Source organism: bacterium (genome assembly GCA_040755795.1).
Taxonomy (GTDB): Bacteria; UBA9089; CG2-30-40-21; order CG2-30-40-21; family SBAY01; genus JBFLXS01.
Genome location: JBFLXS010000400.1, coordinates 1 through 3,734, shown reverse-complemented (window position 1 = coordinate 3,734; position 3,734 = coordinate 1). Strand labels below are relative to the sequence as shown.

At 35.1% G+C, this 3,734-nt stretch carries 6 protein-coding genes; 5 read left to right on the top strand and 1 reads right to left on the bottom strand.

Annotation, left to right across the window (positions count from 1 at the left end):
- Positions 1 to 162: 162 nt before the first annotated feature.
- Positions 163 to 525 (bottom strand): cupin domain-containing protein, encoded by a 363-nt coding sequence (locus AB1414_17375; GenBank protein MEW6609187.1) that lies wholly within the window; start codon positions 523 to 525, stop codon positions 163 to 165.
- Positions 526 to 696: 171 nt separating this feature from the next.
- On the opposite strand from AB1414_17375, the gene AB1414_17370 reads away from it, so the two are divergent.
- From AB1414_17370 to AB1414_17350, 5 genes are all read left to right on the top strand, one after another.
- Positions 697 to 1,689: an RNA ligase (ATP) gene (locus AB1414_17370; GenBank protein ID MEW6609186.1), complete on the top strand. Its 993-nt coding sequence runs from the start codon at positions 697 to 699 to the stop codon at positions 1,687 to 1,689.
- Between the two features lie 58 nt (positions 1,690 to 1,747).
- On the top strand, positions 1,748 to 2,323 hold the full coding sequence (locus AB1414_17365; GenBank protein ID MEW6609185.1) for a CsgG/HfaB family protein: 576 nt from the start codon (positions 1,748 to 1,750) through the stop codon (positions 2,321 to 2,323).
- 109 nt (positions 2,324 to 2,432) lie between these two features.
- A complete protein-coding gene (locus AB1414_17360; protein MEW6609184.1) occupies positions 2,433 to 3,098 on the top strand; it encodes a hypothetical protein in 666 nt (221 codons plus the stop codon).
- Between the two features lie 18 nt (positions 3,099 to 3,116).
- On the top strand, positions 3,117 to 3,377 hold the full coding sequence (locus AB1414_17355) for a hypothetical protein (GenBank protein MEW6609183.1): 261 nt from the start codon (positions 3,117 to 3,119) through the stop codon (positions 3,375 to 3,377).
- Positions 3,374 to 3,643, top strand: coding sequence for a hypothetical protein (locus tag AB1414_17350; protein ID MEW6609182.1), 270 nt, complete (start codon positions 3,374 to 3,376; stop codon positions 3,641 to 3,643). Before AB1414_17355 ends, AB1414_17350 begins: the two co-directional genes overlap by 4 nt.
- Positions 3,644 to 3,734: the final 91 nt, after the last annotated feature.

Here is a 3,734-nt window from a genome sequence, read left to right as displayed (position 1 = left end):
AACATATTACTCCACCTATCATTTTCTTAATCATCTTTATCATTCCTCCTATTTCATTAACTTTACAATTTTATTCTATCACAGTTTCTGATTTCTGTCAATCAAATTTTAAATATTTTCGACCTGTGGCAATTAAAATAATTCATAGGATTTCACAGATTTTTACGATAACACTTCTTCATCTTCAACTCGCCAGGCTGGATCAACAATACACAGAAATTTCAAGTCAGAATTTCCTGAATTATGAATGAACTGTTTGGCATTTGGGGGTATGTAAATAGCCTGACCCGGGTGGATTTTTGCGGATTCATCATCAATGGACATCACGCCCTCCCCTTCTAAAATATAATACACCTCTGATGTCTTCAATTTATGCAGTCGCGAGGTCTCACCTGGTTTTACTATTGCGTATGCCAGGCTATAACCCAGTTGCAAATCTGCTTTATCTGGATGCAAAAGTTCACGCAAGATAGTGTTATCTCCAGCAATAAATTCTTTGCAATTTTGTAAATCTTTGATAAACATTAGTCTGTCTCTTATATCGTAATTATTTTCAGATAGTTAAATAGTTATCTTGAATCAAGATTATATCGAATTTTTAATCTTGTCAATTGAATTTTTTAGTTGCTTTTTTAAGAAATTAAATGTATAATATGATTTGTGCCCCACAAAATTAAAAAAAGGTGGTAATGAAATATGAGTGAATCTAAAGCCAAAGTAGTTAAATATAAACTAAGAACACATCCCAATGCTGATACCCTATCTATCGCGGATATAGAAGGGGTAACATGGCAGGTAGTTGTTCGCACCTCAGATTTTGCACCAGAAGGGACAGCAATCTATATTCCTGTAGATACAGTTGTGCCAGAAACTCCAGAATTTGAGTTTTTAAGAGATAAAAATTTCCGGGTTAAAGCTATAAGACTTCGAGGAGAATATTCCTATGGTCTCCTGATTCCAAATAAAGATAATTTACCTGTTGGAGAGGATGTAACCGATAAAATTGGGATTAAAAAATATGAACCACCAGTCCCAATCGATATGCAAGGTGAAGTTGTGCCTTATGCTGAGGTAGATTGGATTTGCAAATATACGGATGTAGAACGATATGAGAATTTCCCGTATGTATTTAAAGACGGAGAAGAAATTATTGTTACAGAAAAAATTCATGGCTCAAATTTAAGGGTTTCTAAAAACGGTAATAATCTCTTCGTCGGTGGTCATAAGTGGATGTGGAAAGAAGAGGAGAGAAATTTATACTGGAAGGCAATTAAACAAAATGGCTATGATAAAATTTTATTAGAAAAATTAGCCGATAAAACGGTTCTCTTTGGCGAGGTATATGGTAAAAAAGTCCAAAACTTGCAATATGGGCTAAATACACAAAAAATAGTCTTTTATGATGCTTTTTTTGCGGAAAGATATCTTAATTGGGATGAGTTTATCGAATTAATGAAACAGCTGGGTTTAAGTGAACATATTGTTCCTGTCCTTTATCGCGGGGGATATGATTTGAATAAAATTAAAGAATTCGCTCAAGGAAATACATTACTCAGTGGTGACCATTTAAAAGAAGGGGTAATAGTTAAACCTGTTATAGAAAGAATGGACAGTGAATTAGGAAGAGTAATATTAAAGTTTATTAATCCTATGTATGAAACAAGTAAAGATAGAACAGAATTTCATTGAAAAAAGATTGACAATTATTATTTTTGGGCGTATAATTTTGTAATGGAGGTGATAATAGATGAAGAAAATAATTTTGGGATTTTTGATTCTAACTATCGCTGGTTGTGGTCAGGTAAATCCTTATCGAGTAACTAATTTTTTTGTGGATAAAGAGGCAGTATTTGAATTACGCGCTCAACGAATAGCTGTTTTACCTTTTGAAAATACAAGCGGTGATTATTCTGCCGGACCAAAGGTTACTGATGAATTTAATCTACAACTGGGGAAATTAGGGGATTTTGATTTAGTTGAAAGAATAAGAATTGAGACACTTTATAAAGAACAGGATTTTGACCCAAACCGAATTGACCAGGAAACTGCCGTCAAAATTGGTAAAATGTTAGGTGCTCATGGTGTTATTCTTGGCCAGGTGATTGAATATAGCAAAGGTAAAGTCGGAATTAGTATCAGATTGGTAAATGTAGAAACCGGCAAACAAATCTGGCAGGCAAGAGATACACTTTATGGTGGAGATAGACGGGTGAAGATATTAGTTGATGGCTTTCGGCAAAAAATGAGATTGAAAAGGGATAAGGAATTTTTAACCCAAATCCTATGCCAATTATTAGCCGAAACCTTTAAAGAAGGCAGATGAATTAAGAAATATGCCTGTAAAATCGGAGTAATTATTCACCGCAGAAACGCCAGAGTGCACAGAGACGAAATACTTCGATAATCATCCTAAAATGAGAGTATAAACGAACATGTTCGGATATAAACAAGTTATACGAAAGCTTCTAAGATCTGTATTAAGAGGGGAAAGGAAAAGTCAGCGGATAATGAAACATTATGGCCCACCGAGATTATCTGAAGACTTTTTTGATAAAAACCCGTTCAAGGAACTTTCTGCAGCAAGGATGTTATATTCTTTTCTTTTATACTCAGAATTGGGCTTAGACCAGCTCGCTTCGAAACTTGTAAGAATGGCCGTCGGAAAAAGAGGGAAAGAAGAGATGAAGAGGATAAACAAAGAAACAAAACTCGAAAATCTAATAAAAATGATGGAGCAAAAACCAGATCCTCTTAATCACTGGTTACTAAAGAAAAAGATACTCCGTTTCCGGGAATCTGCAGTCTCAAAAGTTATTGAAAGGTTGAGAGATAATCGAGATGATACATTTGTTGAGGTAGCTATACAGATAATTTACGAGTCCAAAATTGATTGTTCTTACCAGATTTTAGGAATTTTAGACTCAATAAAAGACCCTTATACTTTATCCCTGGTGTGCCTATTGTTAGGTCTTATTGGCCCAAAGGAAGCCCTACAACCTGTTTGGAATTATTATCATTTCCTGAAAGATAAATATTTCCAAAAGCATTATGAACAAGGACCCTTATTAGCATTATATGAGTTTAAAGAAAGATTGTAATTGGGAGGTGTTTCTTTTATGAGATGGGAAGAAATTCGCATTCACTATCCGAGTCAATGGCTTCTGATTGAAGCGGTGAAGGCTCATTCTGAAGCAAATAAGCGTATTTTAGATGAACTTGCTGTTGTTAATGTTTTTACTAATTCCCAACAAGCTATGCAGAGTTATGGTCAACTTCATCATCAAAATCCAGAGCGTGAGCTTTATGTCCTGCATACAGATCGTAAAACTCTCGATATCACTGAACGCAGATGGATAGGAATTCGAGGTGTTCGATGAAGATTCGTGTTCGAGAAGGGCTCCCATTTGTAACAATAACATTAGTATATCAAGGTAAGAAACTTGATATTAAAGAAGTACTTATTGATACAGGCTTAGCAGGTAGTGTTTTCTCAGCAGATAAAGTAGCATCTATTGGATTGGTAGCTGAGCCATATGATCCAATTCGCCAAATTCGAGGTGTTGGAGGATTTGTAAGCGTTCAGGTGTCCATAAGGAGAAAAGGGGAAATGGGGAGAAAGGAGAGGGGTAGGGGAATTAGGTAGCAGAAGGTTTCATCAGTTGTCAATGACATTCTAAATAATATGATTTTCTTACTAAAATAAGAATACTTTTTCCCCTTTTCCCTGATTTCTC

Excerpts from the sequence above, each read along its gene's own strand:
- AB1414_17350 (MEW6609182.1), top strand. The coding sequence starts at position 3,374 with ATGAAGATTCGTGTTCGAGAAGGGCTCCCATTTGTAACAATAACATTA.
- AB1414_17375 (MEW6609187.1), bottom strand. The coding sequence starts at position 525 with ATGTTTATCAAAGATTTACAAAATTGCAAAGAATTTATTGCTGGAGAT.
- AB1414_17370 (MEW6609186.1), top strand. The coding sequence starts at position 697 with ATGAGTGAATCTAAAGCCAAAGTAGTTAAATATAAACTAAGAACACAT.
- AB1414_17360 (MEW6609184.1), top strand. The coding sequence starts at position 2,433 with ATGTTCGGATATAAACAAGTTATACGAAAGCTTCTAAGATCTGTATTA.
- AB1414_17355 (MEW6609183.1), top strand. The coding sequence starts at position 3,117 with ATGAGATGGGAAGAAATTCGCATTCACTATCCGAGTCAATGGCTTCTG.
- AB1414_17365 (MEW6609185.1), top strand. The coding sequence starts at position 1,748 with ATGAAGAAAATAATTTTGGGATTTTTGATTCTAACTATCGCTGGTTGT.